We start from the raw sequence: 21,189 nt of genomic DNA on the forward strand, positions 1-21,189 counted from the left end.
GAACCTTTTTAACTTTCAAACTAAGAAAAGTGGCTAAATTAAGTGAAAAAATAGGATACGCCCTGGACGATGCCGCTGCCGGCGGTATTACCTGGAAGGTGATGTCTATTGTATTTCCTTTCTTCTTCACTAACGTGTTCGGCCTCTCGCTTGCCGACACGGCAGCGCTGATGCTCATCGCGCGTATGTTTGACGTGGTGACCGATCCCATCATGGGTTCGCTTGCCGACCGCACCCAGTCGCGCTGGGGCACTTACCGTCCCTGGCTCATCATCGGTGCGATTCCCTTCGGCCTCATCTTCGCCATGCTGCTCTATACTCCCGAGCTGGGTCCCGTGGGCAAGCGCATCTGGGCTTACACCCTGTATCTGCTCATGATGGCAATCTACACCGCAGTTAACGTACCCTACGGCTCGCTGCTGGGCGTGATGACCGAGGACGACAACGAGAAGAACCAGTTCTCATCGTTCCGCATGGTGGGAGCTTATGCCATGGGCTTCGTCACCCTGCTCTCGTTCCCCTATATCCAGAAGGGTATAGGCGGCACTGACCAGCATCAGTATGCAGTAATTGGCGCTTTATTTGGAGGTCTGGCGGCTGTGATGACGCTTGCATGTGGCCTCCTTACTCGTGAGCGTGTAAAGATGGTTCGTGCCGATAAGTTCTCGTTCAAGCAGTTCGCTGATTTGTTCAAGAACAAGCCTTGGCTCATCCTAACTTCCATAGGTATTTGCACCAACTTCTTCAACGGATTCCGTTATGCCGTTGCTGCTTATATCTTCCAGTATTGCATGGGTGGTGACATTACTGTTATGGGACTTATCATCAACTACACCGTGTTCATGGCATTTGGTGAAGTAACCTGTATGATCTTTGGAGGTGTTTCACCCAAGTTCACCGAGTGGATGGGTTCGAAGCGCAAGGCATTCCTTGTAGCTGCAATCATCTGTCTTGTTCTGTCGGTGGCATTCTTCTTCATCCCCATGGAGAAGTCGTCTATATGGCTCATGGTTGCACTTGTAGTACTCACATCGGTGGGCGTAGGTCTCTACTCTCCGTTGCTGTGGTCGATGTATGCCGATGTTGCTGACTATGCTACTGAAAAGTTCGGTACATCATCAACTGGTCTTATCTTCTCGTCAGGTACTATGGCACAGAAGTTTGGCGGCGCAGTATCGGGCTCGCTCATCGCGTTGGTGCTGGGACTTGCCGGCGCCACAATGGTTGCCGATGCCATGGGTAACGAGAGTATTGACCCTGCTTCTGTCACCGAGAGCGTTAAAACCATGATTTGGGCTATCTTCTCACTGTTCCCCGCTGTGATTGCCCTCGTCATGTGTGGACTGGTGTATATTTTCCCCATTAAGAAATAATGGAAATTTCTTCACAAGGGTACAAAGACTGCCGTGAAAGTGTTATCTTTGTACTCTTGTTTTTTAATGTAATTAACTATGAAAAAAGTTTACTTCCTCACTTTATTTATGGCAAGTTTGTTTACCGTAGCACATGCGGACGATGACATGGAGTCACGCATTGAAGAACTACTCTCGCAGATGACACTCGAAGAGAAAGTGCGTCTGTGCTATGCCCAGAGCAAGTTCACCAGTCCTGGCGTACCTCGTCTAGGTGTGCCCGAGGTTTATACCAGCGACGGTCCTCATGGAGTGCGTATGGAGATTAACTGGAACGACTGGAACCATGCCGGCTGGACCAACGACTACTGCACTGCATTCCCTGCACTTACTTGCTTGGCGGCAACATGGCAGCCCGAACTGGCTCGCCTGTATGGTCGCTCGGTGGGCGAAGAAGCACGATATCGCAAAAAGACCGTCTTGCTGGGACCCGGTGTGAACCTGTATCGCACTCCGCTCAACGGTCGTAACTTTGAATACATGGGCGAGGACCCCCTGCTGGCCTCGACCATGTGCGTGCCCTATATCCAGGGTCTGCAAAGCAATGGAGTTGCTTGCTGCGTCAAGCACTTTGCCCTTAACGAGCAGGAGACATTGCGCGGCCACGTGGATGTGCGTGTGAGCGATCGTGCCCTCTATGAGTTGTACCTGCGTCCTTTCCACGCTGCCGTTACCGAGGGCGGTGCATGGAGCCTCATGGGCAGTTACAACCAGTACCTCGACCAGCATGCGTCGCACAATGCACGCCTGCTTAACGATATTCTCAAGGGTGAGTGGAAATGGGACGGCGCGGTCATCAGTGACTGGGGCGCTACCCACAACACACAGGAGGCTATCTTCAACGGCCTTGACCTTGAAATGGGAAGCTACACCGACGGGTTGTCGAGCGAGGCTCCTATCAACACTTACGACGACTATTACTTGGGAAGCGCTTATTTGGAAAAATGCAAACGAGGCGAAGTCCCAGACTCTATAATTAATGACAAAGCACGACGCATGCTGCGTCTTCTCATGCGCACCGAGATGAGTGACCGCAAAGGCTATGGTTCAATCAATTCGCCTGAACATGTGGCTGCGGCACGCTCTATTGCCCAGGAAGGTATCGTGCTCTTGAAGAACAATGGCATTCTGCCCCTTACTTCCGTAGCAGGCAAGAAAATCCTTGTAGTGGGCGAGAATGCTACTCGCAGCCTGTGTGCCGGCGGTGGCTCGAGTGAACTCAAGCCACGTGATGAGGTGTCACCCCTGCGAGGCATCAAGGAACGCTTCGGCGACTGCGAGATTGAGTATGCACAGGGCTATGTATCTGGCCGCGCCATGTTTGGCAACACCGACAAGATGCAGCAAACCGTCCTCGACTCGCTACGTGATGAAGCTGTGGAGAAAGCACACCGTGCCGATGTGGTGATATATGTGGGCGGTCTCAACAAGAACCACCAGCAAGACTGTGAGGGGGGTGATCGTCTCCATTACAATCTGTCTTTCGGTCAGGACTTGCTTATCAGCGAATTAGCAAAGGCCAATCCCAACATCGTTGTGGTGATGGCAAGCGGTAACGCTTACGCCATGCCGTGGCTTGACGAGGTGTCTGCATTGGTGCAGTCATGGTACTTGGGCAGCGAGGCTGGCCACGCCATTGCCGATGTGCTCTCGGGCGACGTTACCCCTTCGGGTAAATTGCCATTCACTATTGCAAAACAACTCATTGACTATCCAGCTCATAAGATGGGTAGCATTGGTTACCCTGGCGTGACTCCCGAATTGCTGCCGCAACCCTTTGGCGGAGAAGCTGGCAAACCAATGAATAGCAAGGCTCTGCTGGATTCTGCTGTTAAGGGGTGGAAGGGCATTTCTTTCAGCACCGTTCGTTGCGACGGCATGAAGAAGAACGAAACCGAGGTTTATGGTGAGGATATTCTGCTAGGTTACCGCTGGTTGGACTATTTCAAGACTCAAGTACAGTTCCCCTTCGGTTATGGCTTGAGTTACACCATATTTGAGTATGGAAAGCCCGTGATTGACGACCGCAAGGTATCGGTTAACGTGACCAATACTGGCAAGGTTGCCGGCAAGGAAGTCGTTCAATTCTACGTGGGCGACGACAAGGCCAGCGTGCTGCGTCCCGTCAAGGAGCTCAAGCACTTTGAGAAAGTTACGCTTGCCCCCGGCGAGTCCAAGACCGTGACATATACCGTTAAAGACGACGACCTCAAGTTCTTTGACGAGAACAATCACGAGTGGGTTGGCGAGCCCGGCACGTTCACAATTTATGTTGGGGCTTCGTCACGCGACATCAAGGGCAAGGTGGTTATAAAGCTTTAACCGTATAATCGAAATATCGAGTTATCAAAAAAAGAATATGATGAAAATTGGGATTAATAAAAGCATTATGATTGCAGGAATAGGTATCGCGATGGCTTCGTGCGGCTCGCAATCAATCGAAACTCGCGTGGACAAACTCTACAACAACATGAGCCAGCAAGAACGTGTGGCACAGTTGCAGAGCATCTACCTGGGACAGTTTTTTGACCAGAACGGCAAACTTAACGAGGCTAAATGCCGTGAACTCATTCCCAACGGAGTGGGGCACTTCTCTCAGTTTGCAATGGATCTGGGCAAGACCCCAGAGCAACAACGTGACATGGTAGCACAGATGCAACAATGGCTCATGAACAACACTCCTAACGCTGTTCCTGCACTTTTCCATGAGGAAGCTCTCACTGGTGTCAACTCAAAGGATGCCACAGTATATCCCCAGCAGATAGGTCTGGCTTGCTCATTCAATCCCGAATTGGCTCAGGTCAAGACTTGGCAAACTGGTACCGCCTTGCGCAAGATGGGCGGTTTGTTGGCACTTTCGCCCATGGTCGATGTTGTGCGTAATCCGTCATTCAATCGTCTTGAGGAGTCCTACGGCGAGGATGGTTACCTCACAACTGCTATGGGACTTGCATTTGTCAACGGTTTGCAACACAACGGTAACTTGCGTGAGGGCATCGGAGCCTGCACCAAACATTTCCTGGGCTATGGAGGTAGCGGTGCCAGCAGCAATAAGAAAGAGGTGATGGAAGAAATTCTAATGCCTCACGAGGCTATCATGCGCCTTGCCGGGAGCCAGGCACTCATGACAGGATATCACGAGATTGACGGCACCAAGTGCGTGGCTAACAAATGGTTGCAACAGGATGTTTTACGCAGTTATGTTGGCTATAATGGTATCACCGTGAGCGATTACGGCTCAATCAATCAGGTGGGCAGTGACTCTTACACTGCTTTGCAGCGTTGTGTGGCAGCGTTCAATGCTGGCAACGAGGTAGATTTCCCCCACGGCGACAATTATGCACATTTGCTTGATGCTCTTGACCAGGGTCTTGTGAAACAAGAAGATATTGAGAAGGCTGTGAAGCACGTGCTCATGCTCAAGGCCCGCTTGGGTATGCTTGATAAATCCCCCGTGCTCTATTCTCAAGGTCACCTTAACTTTGACTCTAAACAAGAGCGTGAGACTTCTTACAAACTTGCTACTCAGTCAATCGTTATGCTAAAGAACGATGGCACATTGCCTCTCAAAACCAGCAAGAAAGTGTTCCTCACCGGTCCCAATGCCAACACCATGTGGGCTATGGCTGGCGACTACACATTCCAGTCGATGCACTACTTCTGGCATCGCAAGGTGGAGAGCGAGTTCCACCCTCGCTATGTTTTCCTTAAGGAAGGTATGGAAAATCGTTGTCCTGACGGCACTACCGTGAGCTATTCACGTGGCTGTGACTGGACTGATGTCCCCGAGACCGTGATGGAAGTGGGTGGCGATCCGCGTGTTGCTGCACAGAAGAAGATTGACGACCGCATGGTCAAGCACCATGAGGCTGCCAACTGGGATGAAGCCCTTGCTATGGCTGCCCAAAGCGATGTTATCGTTGCTGCTATGGGTGAGAACGTGATGCTCAGCGGCGAGAACCGTGACCGTACTCACGGACGTATGCCTGGCCGTCAGGAAGAGTATGTAAATGCACTCATTGCTACTGGCAAGCCAGTTGTGCTTATTCTCTTCGGCGGACGTGCGCAAGTTATCAGTAACGTGGCAGACAAGTGTGCTGCTGTTATCCAGGCTTGGTATCCGGGCGAGGAAGGCGGTAATGCCGTTGCCGACCTTCTCTATGGCAACGTCAACCCTTCGGGCAAACTCTGCGTTTCATATCCCGCTGTCGAACTCAATGAGCCCATTTGCTATAACTATGGACTTGATGGAGATAATCGCATTGCTTATCCATTTGGCTATGGATTGAGTTACACTACATTTGAGTACAGCAATCTCATGATAAATAATGAAGTGGCAACCAGTGCCGAGGAGTTCACCGCAAGCGTTGAGGTTAAGAATACCGGCAAGGTTGCTGGTGATGAAATTGTGCAGCTCTATGTATCGCCTCTTGATCGCTCAGCAAAGCTTAAACCTATTCAACTTCAAGGCTTTGCACGCGTGACTCTTAAACCGGGCGAGAGTAAGACGGTGACATTTACTTTGTATCCAGAACAATTAGGCTACTATATCGATGGCCATTGGTCAATAGATCCTGGACGTTACATGATCAAGGTGGGTGCTTCGTCACAAGACATCCGCCTCGAGCAGGAAATCAACCTCACTGGCAACCAGCACGAGAAACCTCTGCGCGAGCACTATTTGAGTAAAGTAAAGGTTTAAAAGTTTAAATAATTTTATCGTCAATATCGATAATAACGTCAATATCGTTATTAACGACATATACGTAAATAACGACTAAAATAATGATAAAAATACTTCTTTCGGCATTCATGATGGCCTCGTTGATGACTGGGGCACAGACTACAATAGAGGTTAATACAAAGAAACCAGGTAGCGATATTGCTCCCACTATGTATGGCGTCTTTTTTGAAGACATCAACTATGGTGCCGACGGCGGCCTATATGCCGAACTGATAAAGAACCGTTCTTTTGAATATCCGCAGGCACTCATGGGGTGGAACACCATTGGCTGCGTTGAAGTGAAGGACGACGGACCCTTTGAGCGTTGCCCGCACTATGTGCGCCTGTCATTCAGCGGCAAGCGTGATATGGCTACAGGACTTGAAAACCGTGGCCATCTGGGCATGTCGTTACATGGCAAGGAGAAATATCGCTTCTCACTGTGGGCGCGCGAACCGCAGGGTGGGGAAGGACACCTCTCTGTTGTGCTTCGCAACTTGAACAGTCAAGAAGAAAATTTCGCTGTTACCGAGAAAAAAATCAACGTTACTAGCAATGAATGGAAGAAATACACAGTTGAACTGACTGCTCCTGACAATGATGTAGAGAAAGCATCGCTAGCATTGTGGCTTGACGGTGTCAATGCCGTTGATGTAGAGCACGTAAGTCTTTTCCCCGTTAACACTTGGAAGAGTCATGAGAATGGACTTCGCAAAGATCTTGCCCAGGCTCTTGCCGACTTGAAGCCTGGTGTGATGCGTTTCCCTGGTGGTTGTATTGTCGAGGGTGCTACACTTGACACCCGATACAACTGGAAAAACAGCGTTGGACCCGTTGAGAATCGTCCATTGAACGAAACTCGCTGGAACTATGGTCGCGAACGCTCACACATGGACTATTACCAGAGCTACGGACTTGGATTCTATGAGTTCTTCCAGTTCTGCGAGGAGATAGGCGCCCAGCCACTTCCTGTTTTAAGCTGCGGCATGGCTTGCCAGTTCAATAACGACATAACCAAGGCTGGTGATTGGTTGGCACAGGGCGATAGCCTGTGTGAGTTCATTCAGGATGCTATCGACCTCATTGAATTCTGCAACGGTGACCCAGCAACGAGCAAGTGGGCACATGTGCGTGCCCAGATGGGACATCCTGCCCCTTTCGGACTCAAATATTTAGGTATTGGCAACGAGCAGTGGGGCGAGTATTATGCTCCCATGCTCATGGCGTTCATGGAGCCCATTCGAAAGCAGTATCCCGAGATTCAGATTATCGGTTCAGCAGGTCCCTGGCCCGACGGCAAAGAGTATGACGAAATGTGGCCGCTCATGCGCGAAGCCAAAGTTGACCTCGTTGACGAGCACTTTTATAAGAACGAGGAATTTTTCCTCTCGCAAGCACATCGCTACGACAAGTTCCCTCGTAAAGGTCCCAAGGTGTTTGCTGGCGAATATGCTTGTCATGGAACAGGGAAAAAATGGAATCGCTTCTATTCATCGATATGCGAGGCAGCTCTCATGACAGGTCTCGAACGTAATGCCGACGTGGTGCGCATGGCAACCTATGCACCGCTATTTGCTCACATCGATGGCTGGCAGTGGCGCCCTGACATGATTTGGTTTGATAACCTACGCTCTGTGCGCACTTCTTCTTACCTCGTTCAGCAGCTTTTTGCCACTAACCGTGGCACCCACGTGTTGCCCACCACATGCCCCGATGGCGATATATATGCAAGTGCAGTACTCGACAAGGACGACAGCAGTGCAATCATTATCAAGGTAGTTAACGCTGGTTCAAACGACGTCCCAGTGACCATTAAACTCAATGGTATCAAAGGCGAACACAAGATGACTAGCACAACACTTGCCGCTTGCAATATCACAAGTATGGAAAATGTTAACTACACCAGGGTGGCCGATGTGCTCGATTGCGACAATTCGCTCACTCACCCAGACAATGTGGTGCCAGTAGTAGAAAGCACTACAATCTCAACTCCGTCGTTTACAATAAACACCCCCGCACGCTCGTTAACAGTTTATAGAATCAAATAACTTGTAACGGTTTTCTAGGCTATATCGAACATAAAAATAACTAAAATAATATGAAGAAATTACTCTTTATCTCATTGCTGGCGTTTTCATTCACAGGCGCTAGTGCACAGGCTATCAAGCAAGACCCGCAGGTCGAAGCTCAAGTCGAGGCCCTGTTGTCTAAAATGACACTTGAAGACAAAGTGGGCCAGATGTGCGAGCTTGCTATCGATAAGGTAGCCCAGAAGTCAAGTGATGACCACGTCATCAGTAACAAATCAATGCAGAGCCTTGCAGGCGGAATGCTCTCGGCCGAGAAAGTCAACGAGGCGTTCAGCACTTATCGTGTGGGTTCTATCCTTAATGTGCCCGAAGGCATAGCACAAAAACCCAAGGTGTGGGCCGACGTTATACGCACGCTCAACAGCGCCAGTGAATTCCAGTGCGGCGTGCCGGAACTATATGGCGTGGACGAGATTCATGGTGCTAGCTATGTTTGGGGTGCTACTCTGTTCCCCCAGGAAGTGAGTCAGGGCGCATCTTTCAACAAAAATATCCCTTACCGCATCGGTCAGATTACTGCATATGAGAGCCGTGCAAGTCTCATTCCCTGGGTTTACTCACCAGTTATGGATGTGGCTCGATCACCGCTTTGGTCGCGCATGTGGGAAAGCTTTGGCGAAGACTGGCATGTTAATGCTGTCATGGCAAGCCAGCTCACACGTGGACTTCAAGGCGACGATCCCAACCACTTGGGCATGAACAATGTGGCTGCTTGCCTCAAACACTATCTTGCTTATGGCGCTGTTATCAGTGGTAAGGACCGCACACCCTCGAGTGTGACCTACCGCGAGATGATGGAAAAGTATTTCCAACCTTTCCGCACTTGCATTGAAGCTGGTGCATTGAGTTTCATGGTTAACTCGGGCAACAATAGCGGCATGCCTTTCCATGCCAACCACAAACTGCTTACCGAGTGGGCCAAGGAAGGTCTCAACTGGGACGGCATGATTGTTACCGACTGGGCCGACATTGACAACTTGTGGAAGCGTGACCATGTGGCAGCCAACAAGAAAGATGCTATCTGCATGGCCATCAACGCTGGTATTGACATGACAATGGATCCTTATTCAACCGACTTCTGCACATTACTAGCTGAACTTGTGAACGAAGGTCGCGTGCCCATGTCACGCATCGATGATGCTGTGCGTCGCATCTTGCGCCTCAAAATTCGCATAGGCCTGATGGACCGTAGCACCTGGGACATTCCCTACGAACGCGTCAAGGGCATGAAAAAGAAAGATAAAACATTAGTTGAGATGTATCCCGATTTTGGCAGCGAGAAGTTTGCACAGGAAGCCATCAGCATGGCCGAGGAATGCATGGTATTGCTCAAAAACAAGGATAATGTCTTGCCTTTGAAACAGGGAAGCAAGTTGTTTGTGTGCGGTCCCAATGCCGATAACTTTCGTCCTATGAACGGTGGATGGTCTTACACCTGGCAAGGCCACATGGCCGACAGCGTGTGTCGCGCAATAGGTAAATACCACACATTCTACACCGCGTTGGCCAATAAGTTTGGTAAGGATAACGTTGAGTTCAGTGAGATGGTGAAGTATGACATGACTCCCGAGATGTGGCGCAACGATATGCAGGTGCCCGAAATCCTTATTGAGGACGGTAACCGCACTATCGACAAGATAAACCGTGCTGATGTTATAGTGGCATGCATCGGTGAGAATTCTTACTGTGAAACTGTGGGAAACATCGACGACCTCACTCTGTCGCAGAATCAGCTTGACATGGTAAAAGCACTGGCACAGTTTGGCAAACCCATTATACTGGTGCTCAACGAGGGTCGTCCCCGTATCATTGCCGACATTGAGCCCTTGGCAAACGCTGTGGTTCATACATTCCTCCCAAGTAACTATGGCGGTGACGCATTGGCTAATCTGCTCGCTGGCGATGCCAACTTCTCGGGCCGTCTGCCTTACACTTACCCCAAGTACCACGGTTCATTTATCACCTACGACTGCAAGCCTGCTGAATTTGTTGAGACAATGGAAGGTGCCTACAACTACGAAGCACACACCGTTGTGCAATGGCCTTTTGGTCACGGTTTGAGTTATAGTGACGTGAAATACACTAATTTCAAGCTAACACATCAGCCCACAACCATTGGTACTGCCGTTGCAACTTGCGGGTTTAGCCCAGCCACAGCAGGCGGTCCGCAGTTTGCCGAGGGCGACATGCTTACATTCACGGTTGATGTCACAAACAGTAGCAACCGTGCAGTCAAAGAACCCGTATTGCTCTTTGTAAGCGACCTTGTGGCAACCCTCACGCCCGACGTGAAGCGCCTGCGTGCATTTGACAAGGTAGAGCTCGCTCCAGGTGAGACCAAGACTGTTACCTTCAAGGTTGCTCCCAGCGACTTGTCATACGTCAACGAAGACATACAGTGGATCCTCGAACCCGGTCAGTTCCGCGCCACCTGCGGCAACGAGTCGGTAACCTTCGAGATAAAATAACGAATTATTTGATAATCACAGCAAAGAGGACGTATCATATTGGCACGTCTTCTTTGCTGTGATCAAAGTAATTTCACCTACTCTCCATATTTATTTCTTGTCTTACCAACCAGGAAAATCCGCTGTTCCGTGATTTTGACCTATGCGGTAAATTGAAAAAAAAGATTCCCCTAAATCGTGATGAATTAGGGGAATCTTTTGATTTGAAAGAGGTCTCTAGCGGATTCGAACCGCTGTACCCGGTTTTGCAGACCGATGACTAAACCACTCATCCAAGAGACCATTTCTCATTTGCGTGTGCAAAGTTAATACTTTTATTTATTCTGTGCAACAAAAATAGTGTTTTTTTTATTCTTATGCGTTAAAAAGTTGGGGAAACACGTTTGGAAGAGCTTTCATTAAAAGCTTGAATTCGTCTTCAAAATTAGGAGTAAGCATTCCAGACCCGAGAGCATCAGTGATTTCCTGTATTGACCAGAATTTGCCTTCGATTACTTCGGCTGGGTCGCATGTAAATGACTCCTGGTCGGTTATTGTGCAATATGTATCTACTAGTTCGCTTTCTTTGTCGCTATTGTAAACGTAGTGAAACAGCTTAACAGGAACAAAATCAATTATTCCTATTTCTTCACGAGCTTCGCGTGCTAGTGCTTGCTCCACAGTTTCGCCATAGTCACGATGTCCGCCTACTGCGGTATCCCACTTTCCTGGCTGGATATACTTTGTGAGCGCCCTTCGTTGCAAGAATAGTTTGCCCTGCTTGTTAAATACATGAAGGTGGACAACAGGGTGTAACAATTTGCTCCCCGAATGACATTCCTTACGGGTTGCTTTGCCTATGACATTACCTTCAGGATCAACTATCGGGAATATCTCAATTTCGCTTAGGTCTTGGTTATGCATGAGATTCATTTGTTTTTGTATTGTTTGGTTATCGCCTGACGCAACTTTGCAGGAGTCAGGTCGGCGGGAAATTGTGCGAAAGGAAACAGTGTGTTACACCCATTACGAAACTCGCTGCATCCATAAGCACTTTTACCCTTAACCAAATGCCCCTTGCCGCACACAGGACAAGCAATTTCTTCAATAGACTTGATGCGTGGTGCACGTGTTTTTTTCTCTCCTGACGAGGGTGTTTTAGGCTTTTTGGGAGAATCTTGCTCCACAATGATGCTTCCGCCTGAGTTGTCGCGCATCACATTGAGCACAACCTCGTTGACCATTGCTTTTAGTTCGTCGATGAACTGCTGTGCACTGAATTCGCCTCGCTCGATATGACGAAGTTTGTTCTCCCACAAGCCTGTCAGCTTTGCGCTCTTGAGCAGTTCTTCCTTTATCGTGTCAATTAGTTGCACGCCAGCAAGTGTAGCCGAGAGGCTTTTTCTTTCCTTGCGTATGTATTTGCGTTTGAACAATGTCTCAATTATTGCAGCCCTAGTCGAAGGACGGCCTATGCCGTTTTCCTTCATAGCTTCACGCAGCTCTTCGTCATCTACTGTTTTTCCAGCAGTTTCCATTGCACGAAGCAAGGTACCCTCGGTATATGGTTTGGGGGGTTGCGTCGCTTTTTTGAGCAAAGACGGTGTGTGAGGTCCGCTTTCGCCTTTCACAAACTCTGGCATGATTCCGTTGTCATCGTCCTTGGCATTGGCGTCGGTGTCCTTTTCTTTATTGAATATAACACGCCAACCTTCTTTCATAATCACTTTGCCAGTTGCTTTGAACTCGGTAGTGTTAGCTGTTGCCATCACAGTTGTCGTAGCAAATTCGCAGTCGGGATAAAATGCAGCTATAAATCGCTTTGCAATAAGGTTGTAAACCAGTTTCTCATCATGTGACAAGAAAACCTTGCTAGGATCCATGTTGGTGGGTATAATAGCATGGTGGTCGGTAACCTTGCTGTTGTCAAACACCTTTTTGCTCTTGGGCAGTTTGGGTAACTGAAGCACTGGAGCTGTGAGAGGCGCGTATGGTGTCATGGCCTGCATGATGCCGGGAATCTTTTCATAAATATCCTCGCTCAAGTAGGTGGTATCTACACGCGGGTAGGTAGTCACTTTTTTCTCATAGAGTGATTGAATGAGTTTCAGCGTCTCGTCGGCAGTGAACGAAAATTTCTTGTTACACTCAACTTGCAGTGTTGTCAAGTCAAACAGGCGGGGTGGTGCTTCTTTGCCGTTTTTTTTCTCGATGCTGTTAATTACCAACGGATATTGCTTAATGCTTTCAATTACAGCATTAGCTTCGTCAACGCTCTTGTATCGGCCTTTTGTGGAGTTGAATGTAACATCACGATACACGGTCTTGATTTCCCAATAATCCTCAGGGACGAAGTTCTCTATTTCTCGTTGACGATTTACTATAAGAGCTAGCGTGGGCGTCTGCACACGTCCTATTGAAAGCACATTGCGCGACTGTGAATATTTTAAAGTGTAAAGCCGGGTTGCATTCATGCCTAGCATCCAGTCTCCAATGGCACGTGAAAGACCTGCGAAGTAAAGGTTGTCAAATTCGCTTGCTGGTTTTAGTTGTTTAAATCCTTCACGAATACTTTCGTCGGTAAGAGAAGAAATCCACAGGCGTTTCACGGGTTTGTTGCATTGCGCCTTTTGATATACCCATCGCTGGATAAGTTCTCCTTCCTGGCCGGCATCACCGCAGTTCACGACTTCGTCGGCCGATGCAATGAGGGATTCGATGACATGAAATTGTTTCTTGATGCCTTCGTCGTCAATTAACTTGATGCCAAATCGCTGGGGCATCATGGGCAACACCCCTAGGCTCCAGCGGTTCCACAGAGGAGAGTAGTCGGCTGGTTCCTTGAGTGTGCACAGGTGACCGAATGTCCATGTCACACAGTATCCATTTCCTTCGAAAAAGCCGTCACGACGTGAGTTTGCCCCTAAAATTGTGGCAATGTCTCGTGCAACGCTGGGTTTCTCGGTAACACAAACTATCATATCTCGCCTAAATGTAATGATTTAGCCTCGTCCCAGAATTTATCCATCTGTGCAAGGGTCATTTCGTTGAGTTTTAATCCTTCTTGTGCAGCACGTTTCTCGATGTGGTTGAACCTCGCAATGAATTTGCGGTTGGTTTTTTCAAGCGCATTGTCGGGACGCACACCATAAAGACGGGCGGCATTTACTAGTGCAAAGAACAGGTCGCCAAACTCTTTTTCAGTATTCACTTCGTTGCCGGCTTTTATCTCTTGCTCGACTTCGTTGATTTCCTCTTTCACCTTGTCCCACACGTCCTCGCGATTTTCCCAGTCAAACCCCACGTTGGCAGCTTTCTCTTGCACACGTTCGGCTTTAATGAGCGAGGGCAGGGTAGAGGGCACTCCGCTCAAAACAGACTTGTTGCCGTCCTTTTCTTTCATTTTGATGACTTCCCAGTTTTCACGCACTTGCTGCGCGTTATCGGCCTGTGTGTCTCCAAAGATGTGAGGGTGGCGGAAAATCAATTTCTCGCGAAGCGAATTACACACATCGGCAATGTCAAAATGGCTCTGCTCGTTGGCAATCATTGAATAAAACAGAATGTGAAGCAACACGTCGCCCAATTCCTTGCGCATCTTGTCGTTGTCACATTCGATAATAGCCTCGGCAAGCTCCATTGTTTCCTCAATGGTGTTAGGACGCAGGCTTTCATTAGTCTGCACTGAATCCCAGGGGCATTTTGCCCGTAATATATCGAGTACATCCAGCAGTTCGCCGAATGCTTTCAGTTTAGTGTCTTTACTGTTATTTGGCATTGTTTAATCCTTTGTTTAAGAAATCTTTAAATGCTGCAACATTCTCGTCGTAGGTAAAGGGGCCAGAGAGTAATTCGCCCTTGCTGTTCAGCACCACATAGTATGGTTGCGAGTTAGCATTGAATTTGTGGCGTTGCAGGTAGCTCCACAGGTCACCTTTTGTAGTCAGCTCGCGACTCTTTCCATTTTCTTCCACGGTTATGACTTTTTCTAGTGGAGCTTTATCGTCAACCATGAGTTTCACGGTGACAAATTCTTTGGATATCAAAGTCTTCACCTCATCTACATCAAGCACGGCTCCGTCCATCTTGCGGCAATTCACACAGCCGTAACCAGAAAAATCAACGAATACAGGTTTGCCGCTACGTTCTGCTGCTTCAAGACCCTTGTCAAAATCGTCCCACTCAACAAGTTCTTCGCCATAAAGGTTGAAGTCTTGGGTGTACAATGGCGGTACAAATGCGCTCGTTGCTCTCAATGGAGCGCCCCACAGGCCAGGAATGAGATAGGCGGTGAACGCCAGTGCAACCAGCCCCAGCATAGCACGGGTGACACCTACACCTGGCTGCGAACTCTCGCCGTCGCTGCTGAAACGGAATATGCCGAGTAAATAAAGACCCAACATCAGGAATATTGCTATCCACAGCGCCAGGAACACTTCGCGGTCAAGTATGTGCCAGCCATAAGCCAGGTCGGCAACAGACAGGAACTTGAGCGATAATGCCAACTCAATGAAACCTAATAGCACCTTGACGGTGTTCATCCATCCGCCCGACTTGGGCATCTTCTTGAGCATAGAGGGGAATAGCGCAAAGATTGTAAATGGAATAGCAAGCGCTATTGCAAATCCAAGCATTCCCACTGCGGGAGCAATGCCGCTACCCTGGCTTGCTGCCTCAACGAGCAATGTGCCGATGATAGGGCCTGTGCAAGAAAATGACACAATGGCAAGTGTGAAGGCCATGAAGAATATGCTCAGAAGGCCTGTGGTTTGTTCTGCTTTAGAGTCGATCTTATTGGACCATGATTCGGGTAGTTTGATCTCAAATGCACCGAAGAATGATAATGCAAACACAACGAGCAATGCAAAGAAAATAATGTTGCACACAGCGTTTGTGGCAATGGCATTGAGCATACTGGGACCAAATATCGCAGTCACGACTAGTCCTAACGATACATAAATTATTATAATAGAAAGTCCATAGATGACAGCATTCTTTATTGACTTGGCCCTTGAGCCGCTCTTCTTGAGGAAGAAGCTCACTGTCATGGGGATAATGGGCCACACGCATGGGGTGAGCAGTGCGAGAAGCCCTCCTCCAAAGCATGCGATGAAAATCAGCCATAACGACGATGACCCGGTTTGTCCTGTTACAACACCGTTGTCAACTTTGACTGGAGCCCAAGTGTCGCCAGCAGGATTTGTGGTTTGAGTGGTGCCTAAAGCAACAGTTGCTGAATCGAGCGCGGTGTTTGCAGTGTCAGCGGGAGCGTCGGGTTTGCCTTTGAAACTCATCTGTTCGGTTTCGGGAGCCGAGCACTGCTGGTCGTCACAAGCCATGTAACGGATAGTGCCCTTTATCTCGTATTCTTCTCCGGTCACAACGAAAGCTTGTGAGAGAGTAACCTTCTTTTCCCACCACTTGAGGGTCATGTCGAATGATTTGTCGTGTTTCTCAACAGGTTTGTTGTCCCACGTTAATTTACCGTCGAGTTTCACTCCGTTGAGGGTTGACCATTCAACCGAAGTTGCTACTGGACCACCATCAGGCAACTCGGTGGCATACATGTGCCACCCGTTGTCAATTTTCGCTTGCATGACTACAACTCCGTGTTTGTCGTCGTTCATCTTGACTGATGTTTTCCATTTCACAGGAGTTACTATCTGTGCGCTCAACGAAAATGTTGCCAGCAGCAGAATTAAGAGAATTGAGTACTGTCGTTTCATCTGATTTGATTTTTTCTTTGTGCAAAGTTAATCACAAACATTGATATATTAAGGAAAAAATACTTAAAAACATACTAAAAATATTTATTCTGACAGATTTCTTGCAATTAATACTAAAAAAACCATTAACTTTGTAATTCGATTTCAATGCATGCTTTATAATTGAAGCATCGTGTGTAGGTAAAAAAGATTATGAGAACAACATTACTTGACATTCAAACGACATACGACTTGCGCAGGTTTGTGACTAATGCACGCAATATCGTCATCACATGCCACTTGTCGCCCGATGGAGATGCCGTTGGATCTACTCTTGCCTTGTGCCGTGTGTTGCGCAATATGGGCAAGAGGGTCGATGTTGTTACTCCCGACATGGTGCCTCGTTCTCTGCACTTCGTGCCAGGGGTACGTGACATCACTGCATTCACGATCAACGAGTCCAGGGCAAGGTTTCTTGTGTCACGAGCCGATTTGTTTTTCTGCCTAGACTTTAATTCACTGCATCGCATTGACAAGTTAGGCGAATTGCTTGACAAGTCGCATGCGCCTCGTGTGCTGCTAGATCATCATTTGCAACCCGAACCCATTTTTGACTTGTTCGTGTCATACCCCGAACTTTCATCAACATGCGAAATTGTGTATCGCGTTATTCAGGAAATGGGGTGGAGAAATTATGTGGACAAGATGGTTGCACAGTATATCTATCTGGGCATGATGACTGATACGGGCAACTTTACTTATAGCAGTGATTATCCTGATGTGTATGAAGTGCTTGCCGACTTGGTAACATATAACATCGAAAAACAGAAGATATATAATCTGGCAATGAACACTTTCAGTGCCGATTGCTTGCGACTGCAAGGCTATGCATTAAGTGAAAAGATGCAACTTTTCCCCGACAAGCATGCCGCTTTGATTACATTGGATAAGAACAATCTAGAACGATTCAACTACAAGCGTGGCGATAGCGAGGGACTTGTCAACAAACCGCTTGCTATCCCTGGCATTGATTGGGTTGTTTTCTTGCGTGAAGATCCCGATAACATTAAGGTGTCATGTCGTTCAGTAGGTGATTTTTCAGTAAGTGAGATTTGCAAGCAACATTTCGGTGGCGGCGGGCACATTAACGCTGCTGGGGGTGATTTCCATGGCACAATGGACGAGGCTATCGAGAAAGTAAAGACGATAATTAACAGTATAAATGATTTTTAGTATATGAAAATGGTCAATAAATATATCATAAATTTATTAGCGGTGACAGCATGCTTGTTTATCGCATCGTCATGCAGCAACGACGTTAGTTACAGTGACCGATTGAATGCAGAGCGTCACGCAACTAATGCTTTTCTTGCTAATTGCAAAGTAGAAAATGAAATCCCAAAAGATTCAGTCTTTAAGGTAGGACATGATGCACCATATTATCGCATCGATCCTGATGGTAATGTCTATATGCAGGTGATTAATCCCGGTGACCGCAAGAATGACGCAGCCAAGGATGCTGAACCCATGTATTTCAGATATACTCGTTATAACCTGGAAGACTGGTATTCTAATGGTAATAAGCTTGTCATATATGAATCTAACGAGACCGACATGTCTTCAAGTCCTGCCACATTCAAGTATAAGGACTATTCTCTGCCCACATCGGCGGCATGGGGATATGGCTTGCAGTTGCCTCTCAACTATCTGGGAGCAGAATGTGAGGTGAACCTGATCATCAAGTCGCAGTATGGCATTACCAGTGAAATAGCCTACGTTATACCTTTCTTGTATCACGTGCGTTATTTCCACAGTAGTATTTAAATAATTGGGAAAATAATGACAATAACCTCAAACAAATCTTTTCATTTTAATTATTATGTCACTAATTAAATCCATTTCGGGTATTCGTGGAACAATAGGCGGAAACCCCGGAGAAGGTCTTTCGCCTTTAGACATCGTTAAATTCACATCGGCTTATGCTACCTTTATGCGTCGCAGTTCCGAGGTGAAATCTAACGTTATAGTAGTGGGCCGTGATGCTCGTTTGTCGGGCCGCATGGTGCTCAATGTCGTTGTAGGCACGCTCACTGGCATGGGCTTTGATGTTGTTAATATAGGTCTTGCAACTACTCCTACCACTGAACTTGCAGTGATTGAAGAAGGTGCGTGTGGCGGTATCATCATCACCGCTTCACACAATCCCAAGCAGTGGAATGCACTTAAATTGCTTAATGATAAGGGTGAATTCCTTACCGACGCGCAAGGCAAAGAAGTGTTGCGCATAGCCGAAGCCGAGGATTTTGATTATGCCGACGTTGACCACTTGGGACGTGAACAAAAGAACTATACATACCTGCGTCGTCACATCGACCAAGTCCTGGCATTGAAACTAGTCGATGTCGAGGCGATAAAGAAAGCTAATTTCACCGTTGCTGTTGATGCTGTGAACTCGGTGGGTGGCGTAGCAATACCCAAACTTCTTGAAGCACTGGGTGTAAACAAGGTTGAGAAATTATATTGTGACCCCACTGGCAATTTCGGTCACACTCCTGAACCCATTCCCGAAAACCTTACTGGCATTGCTGACTTCATGAAACAAGGCAAAGCCGATGTTGGCTTCGTTGTTGATCCTGATGTTGACCGTTTGGCAATCATTATGGAAAACGGAGAGTTCTTCGTTGAGGAATATACACTTGTTGCAGTTGCCGACTATGTGCTCCAGCACACTCCTGGTGGCACAGTAAGCAATCTCTCGTCGTCACGTGCATTGCGCGATGTGACAGAAGGACATGGATGCAAATACACGGCAGCCGCAGTGGGCGAAGTTAATGTGACAACCGAAATGCGTCGCACTGGTGCGGTCATCGGCGGTGAAGGCAACGGTGGAGTCATTTATCCCGAGTTGCACTATGGCCGTGATGCTCTTGTTGGTGTTGCTTTGTTCTTGTCATTGCTTGCCAAGAGCGGAAAGAAAGTTTCGGAGTTAAAGAAAACCTATCCTCAATACAGTATCGCAAAGACTAAAATAGAACTCACTCCCGATACTGATGTTGATGGTATTCTCGCCGCTACAAAAGAACATTTTGCCAACGAGAAAATGACAACTATCGATGGTGTGAAAATTGATTTTGAAGATAGCTGGGTTCACCTGCGCAAGAGTAACACAGAACCCATCATTCGCATATACAGCGAGGCTCACAGCATGGAAAAGGCTGAGCAACTTGGCGAAGATATCAAGAAAATCATCGCTTCTCTGAAATAACAGATAATTATCATAAAACACAACGGAGTGTATAAATAAAATTTTGCACTCCGTTATTTTTCGAATATAGTGGCAAATATGGAATTTAGTTACTAAATTTGCATACGATAATTTACTACTAAAAAAATGAAATTCAAATTCACTTATTTATTTGCAACAGTACTTTCTTTGACATCAGTATCTAGCATGCTTGCTGTCGATAATGTGCGCACTGATGTGCTAAATCGCAGTTATTATAATGACATTTTTTTGGATTGTGGTATTGGCCTTACTACGCTTGATTCCCTGCCAGCAGCCAGCATGTTAAATTTAAAGTTGGAGAAAGTGGGGTATAGTAGTGATGCCGAAAGGCAAAACCAAATTATTGCAGGAGATTCAACCGACTGGAACGGTCATTTGCTATATCCCGACGGAGCACCTCGATTCAAAGTGTTTTTCATGAACGGAGGTTCTTCGCTTGAACATGCAAGCTCACTCGGCGAGGCTTCTCGCCGTCGCATAAAGGAATTTGTCAATGCTGGAGGTTCTTATGTCGGCACATGTGCAGGAGCCATTATCACATCTCAAGGATATGATGAAACAAAATGCCCCACATATTTAAGTCTTTGGCCGGGTATGTTTGGACGCACTGGAAAGGCTAAAGTATATACAGGAGTAACAATCGAGAAAAATTCGCCTCTATTGAAGTATTATGACTTCGGTGGCGATAAGTATATAAAAGAACTTCGGCATAATCATGGGAATTATCCGCTTGACTTGCCTAAAGGAGCGGAGATTCTTGCCCGATATGATTTCAAAGAAGGTGGTAAAATGCATGGCCAGCCAGTTGTTTCGGCCTACAAAAAAGATGCTAATACAGGTAGATTGGTTTTGTGCGGTTCTCATCCTGAAGAGATAGTTGATGGCGAACGACGCGACCTGTGTGCGGCTATGATTAAGTATGCGATTGATGGCCGAGGTATTACAAAGATAAAAGGATATCTTAAAAATGGTGAAGTGCGTAAAATGGATCGTCATACTTATGAACGCAATCCTGATTTTACTCGCATTGGCGACATGCAGAGCCATCATTTTGCAGTTGAAATCCCCAAAGGTGCGCGTGACGTTACCTTTAAACTCGTAGGAGCCGAAGGCAGTCACATGACATTAGCCGTATGTAAAGACACTTATGCCTACGATGATGTTGCTGACTTCAGGTCAATCATGGATGGCAACGTCCAGCAGTTCAGCATGGCTCGTCCTGCGCCGGGTTTGTGGTATGTATGTGTTAAGTGTCTAGATCAACCAGTAAGCACTAATGCTGGACAAGCCCACATCTACACAAAACTGCCTGTAAATGATCTCCTCAACGGTGTGCCTTATACAATAGAAGTATCCTGGAAATAAATACTCAACTTTAGCATGTGAAACCATTTGAGCCTCACCTATTTGCTCCGATTAGCGTCCTGCTGGACGCAGTGCGTGTTGCATTTCTTCCCCCACCGCCACTTCGTTCGGCGGTGGGGGTTATTTAGGTATTGTCCTGCCGGACAACAAATTAGCAATAT

General features: G+C 47.4%; 13 protein-coding genes and 1 tRNA gene. 9 read left to right on the forward strand and 5 right to left on the reverse strand.

The features are described from left to right. Positions 1-29: 29 nt before the first annotated feature. From ACKI3C_RS02175 to ACKI3C_RS02195, 5 genes are all read left to right on the forward strand, one after another. On the forward strand, positions 30-1,373 hold the full coding sequence (locus ACKI3C_RS02175; RefSeq protein WP_407401586.1) for an MFS transporter: 1,344 nt from the start codon (positions 30-32) through the stop codon (positions 1,371-1,373). Positions 1,374-1,451: 78 nt separating this feature from the next. Next, positions 1,452-3,734, forward strand: a complete 2,283-nt coding sequence (locus tag ACKI3C_RS02180; protein WP_407401588.1) for a beta-glucosidase family protein — start codon at positions 1,452-1,454, stop codon at positions 3,732-3,734. A gap of 67 nt (positions 3,735-3,801) precedes the next feature. After that, positions 3,802-6,114, forward strand: coding sequence for a glycoside hydrolase family 3 N-terminal domain-containing protein (locus ACKI3C_RS02185; RefSeq protein ID WP_407401590.1), 2,313 nt, complete (start codon positions 3,802-3,804; stop codon positions 6,112-6,114). Between the two features lie 83 nt (positions 6,115-6,197). Further along, the gene (locus ACKI3C_RS02190) at positions 6,198-8,183 is read left to right on the forward strand and encodes an alpha-L-arabinofuranosidase C-terminal domain-containing protein (RefSeq protein ID WP_407401592.1); all 1,986 of its coding nucleotides are present in this window, start codon (positions 6,198-6,200) and stop codon (positions 8,181-8,183) included. 50 nt (positions 8,184-8,233) lie between these two features. After that, the gene (locus ACKI3C_RS02195; protein ID WP_407401594.1) at positions 8,234-10,693 is read left to right on the forward strand and encodes a glycoside hydrolase family 3 N-terminal domain-containing protein; all 2,460 of its coding nucleotides are present in this window, start codon (positions 8,234-8,236) and stop codon (positions 10,691-10,693) included. 210 nt (positions 10,694-10,903) lie between these two features. On the opposite strand, the gene ACKI3C_RS02200 is transcribed toward ACKI3C_RS02195, so the two are convergent. The 5 genes from ACKI3C_RS02200 to ACKI3C_RS02220 form a co-directional block, all read right to left on the reverse strand. Beyond that, positions 10,904-10,975 (reverse strand) — tRNA-Cys (locus ACKI3C_RS02200). Positions 10,976-11,047: 72 nt separating this feature from the next. Then, positions 11,048-11,596 (reverse strand): NUDIX hydrolase, encoded by a 549-nt coding sequence (locus ACKI3C_RS02205; RefSeq protein ID WP_407401596.1) that lies wholly within the window; start codon positions 11,594-11,596, stop codon positions 11,048-11,050. 5 nt (positions 11,597-11,601) lie between these two features. Next, on the reverse strand, positions 11,602-13,653 hold the full coding sequence (locus ACKI3C_RS02210) for a DNA topoisomerase 3 (protein WP_407401598.1): 2,052 nt from the start codon (positions 13,651-13,653) through the stop codon (positions 11,602-11,604). Continuing rightward, positions 13,650-14,450, reverse strand: a complete 801-nt coding sequence (gene mazG, locus ACKI3C_RS02215; RefSeq protein ID WP_407401600.1) for a nucleoside triphosphate pyrophosphohydrolase — start codon at positions 14,448-14,450, stop codon at positions 13,650-13,652. Before mazG ends, ACKI3C_RS02210 begins: the two co-directional genes overlap by 4 nt. Further along, entirely contained in the window at positions 14,440-16,398 is a 1,959-nt protein-coding gene (locus tag ACKI3C_RS02220) for a cytochrome c biogenesis protein CcdA (protein WP_407401602.1), read from the reverse strand. The genes mazG and ACKI3C_RS02220 overlap by 11 nt, the downstream gene beginning before the upstream one ends. A gap of 192 nt (positions 16,399-16,590) precedes the next feature. On the opposite strand from ACKI3C_RS02220, the gene ACKI3C_RS02225 reads away from it, so the two are divergent. From ACKI3C_RS02225 to ACKI3C_RS02240, 4 genes are all read left to right on the forward strand, one after another. Further along, positions 16,591-17,610 carry a DHH family phosphoesterase gene (locus ACKI3C_RS02225; protein ID WP_407401604.1) on the forward strand — a complete coding sequence of 340 codons (1,020 nt, stop codon included), beginning with the start codon at positions 16,591-16,593 and terminating at the stop codon, positions 17,608-17,610. Between the two features lie 3 nt (positions 17,611-17,613). Continuing rightward, on the forward strand, positions 17,614-18,201 hold the full coding sequence (locus ACKI3C_RS02230; protein WP_407401606.1) for a DUF4827 family protein: 588 nt from the start codon (positions 17,614-17,616) through the stop codon (positions 18,199-18,201). A 55-nt stretch (positions 18,202-18,256) separates the two neighbouring features. After that, positions 18,257-19,642 (forward strand): phosphoglucosamine mutase, encoded by a 1,386-nt coding sequence (gene glmM, locus ACKI3C_RS02235; RefSeq protein ID WP_407401608.1) that lies wholly within the window; start codon positions 18,257-18,259, stop codon positions 19,640-19,642. 126 nt (positions 19,643-19,768) lie between these two features. Next, entirely contained in the window at positions 19,769-21,028 is a 1,260-nt protein-coding gene (locus ACKI3C_RS02240; protein WP_407401610.1) for a BPL-N domain-containing protein, read from the forward strand. Positions 21,029-21,189: the final 161 nt, after the last annotated feature.

Origin of the sequence: Sodaliphilus sp. (assembly GCF_045598405.1) — a bacterium.
Classification (GTDB): domain Bacteria; phylum Bacteroidota; class Bacteroidia; order Bacteroidales; family Muribaculaceae; genus Sodaliphilus; species Sodaliphilus limicaballi.